The sequence below is a fragment of the Paragemmobacter kunshanensis genome, assembly GCF_011059185.1.
In the GTDB taxonomy this organism is placed as follows: Bacteria; Pseudomonadota; Alphaproteobacteria; order Rhodobacterales; family Rhodobacteraceae; genus Paragemmobacter; species Paragemmobacter kunshanensis.
Window position 1 is genome coordinate 1 of sequence record NZ_JAALFE010000085.1, and the last position, 1,454, is coordinate 1,454.

Genomic DNA, 1,454 nt, shown 5'->3' on the forward strand with positions numbered 1-1,454 from the left:
TGCGGCTTGCCGTCCCGGCCCTGACCCTTGTCGACGAAGCCGCGGAGCGGGATCAGCCCCTCGCACCAGCTGAAGACCGTGTCGAGGAACACGGCGATCTGCTCTGGGTCGGGGTCGCAGCCGAACGGGTTCTCGGAGGGTGGCCCGTCGTTGAAGTCCGTCCAGGGGTTGAAGTGCAGGATACCGTCGTCGCTCATGCCGGAAGCCCCCAGCAGCGCTCGGACCACGGGCAGAAGCGGCATTCGAAGAAGTCGGGCGTGGTCGCTACGCGTGGCAGAAGCTCGCCCGCATCGGTCGCCTGCAGGATCCGCACGCCCCGGTCGGACATGCGCTGCGCGAGGTCGGCGTCGAAGGGCACCAGTTCGTGGTGCATCTCGGCCGTGTCCTTGTTGATCGCGGTGAACACGGCGGGCGCGGCGCTGATACCTGGCACGCTGGTTTCCATGTAGGCCTGATAGACCGCGATCTGGGCGGCATAGACCGGCTTCGACTTGGTCACGCCGTCCTTGACGCAGGCGCGCCAGTTCTTGGCGTTCATCGTCTTGCATTCCCACAGTGCGGGAACGGCCAGACCGAAGCCTTCGGGCCCCGCAGCGATGATGCCGTCGACATGACCGCGGATGCGCCCGCCCGCGACCGAGAAGCCGAACTGGCCGCCATCGGGACGGTTGCCCTTCCGGGTGTAGAGGTCAAAGCCCGCGCCGCGCAGCCAGGCGACCGCCAGATCCTCGAGCGCATGGCCGATGGCGAAAATGCGCAGCGACTGGCCGCTGAAGTCCTGGCCCTCGTCCTTCGGCGTCGCCGTGAACTCGAACTGCAGGGCGCGCTCGCAGGCATGGCCGAGGCGGGATCCGCCGAGATAGTCGCGGAGTGGCCGTGTGGACTGATCGGCAGTCAGCGTCCGATCGACGGCGGCGTTGACTCGCTCGGCGAAGCTGGGGCGTCGGTTATAGTCCAGCATGTTCGCCTCCGTCATAGCTGCGGTGGGCGAGCCCGTGGCAGGTCGAGCAGAGCCATTCGACCGCGAGCGGCTCGGAATAATCGTGATGATGCGCTTCGAGATCGGTCACGCAGCCACAGCGCTGACACCAGACCGGGACGATGATCCGGCACGCCTTGACGGCGCTCCTGACGACGCTGTGCGCTCGGTTCTTCTCGGCGTGGCGCAGCCGATAGCGGCGCTGCGCCTCCCGATGCCTCTCGGGATTGCGGAAGTTCTGCGCATAGGCACGCTGGTACTCGCGGCGACAATCCCGGCACCAGGACTGTCGCCCGTCGGGGCTGAGCCGTCGGCGGCCGAACTCGCAGACGTCCTTTTCGACGCCGCACTTCGTGCAGAGCTTGGTCAAAACGGCACCTCCGGCGTCTGCGCACGGGCGATGTCGGACATGGCCTCGCGGAAGCCCTCGACGGCTTCCTCGATCAGCGCGCGCACCTGCGCCTCGGTCAGTTCG

4 protein-coding genes are annotated in these 1,454 nt (G+C 67.3%); all 4 read right to left on the minus strand.

The genetic code is table 11. The features are described from left to right. Positions 1-197 (minus strand): hypothetical protein (locus G5V65_RS21820; RefSeq protein ID WP_206526937.1); only part of this gene is annotated, 197 nt, incomplete at its 3' end. After that, positions 194-961: a hypothetical protein gene (locus tag G5V65_RS21825; RefSeq protein WP_165054719.1), complete on the minus strand. Its 768-nt coding sequence runs from the start codon at positions 959-961 to the stop codon at positions 194-196. The genes G5V65_RS21825 and G5V65_RS21820, both read right to left, overlap by 4 nt. Beyond that, positions 948-1,349 carry a hypothetical protein gene (locus tag G5V65_RS21830; RefSeq protein ID WP_156429245.1) on the minus strand — a complete coding sequence of 134 codons (402 nt, stop codon included), beginning with the start codon at positions 1,347-1,349 and terminating at the stop codon, positions 948-950. Before G5V65_RS21830 ends, G5V65_RS21825 begins: the two co-directional genes overlap by 14 nt. Next, positions 1,346-1,435 (minus strand): DUF6511 domain-containing protein, encoded by a 90-nt coding sequence (locus G5V65_RS22570; RefSeq protein WP_343162886.1) that lies wholly within the window; start codon positions 1,433-1,435, stop codon positions 1,346-1,348. Before G5V65_RS22570 ends, G5V65_RS21830 begins: the two co-directional genes overlap by 4 nt. Positions 1,436-1,454: the final 19 nt, after the last annotated feature.

Coding starts and splice junctions, on each gene's coding strand:
- G5V65_RS21825 (WP_165054719.1), bottom strand. CDS start 961: ATGCTGGACTATAACCGACGCCCCAGCTTCGCCGAGCGAGTCAACGCC.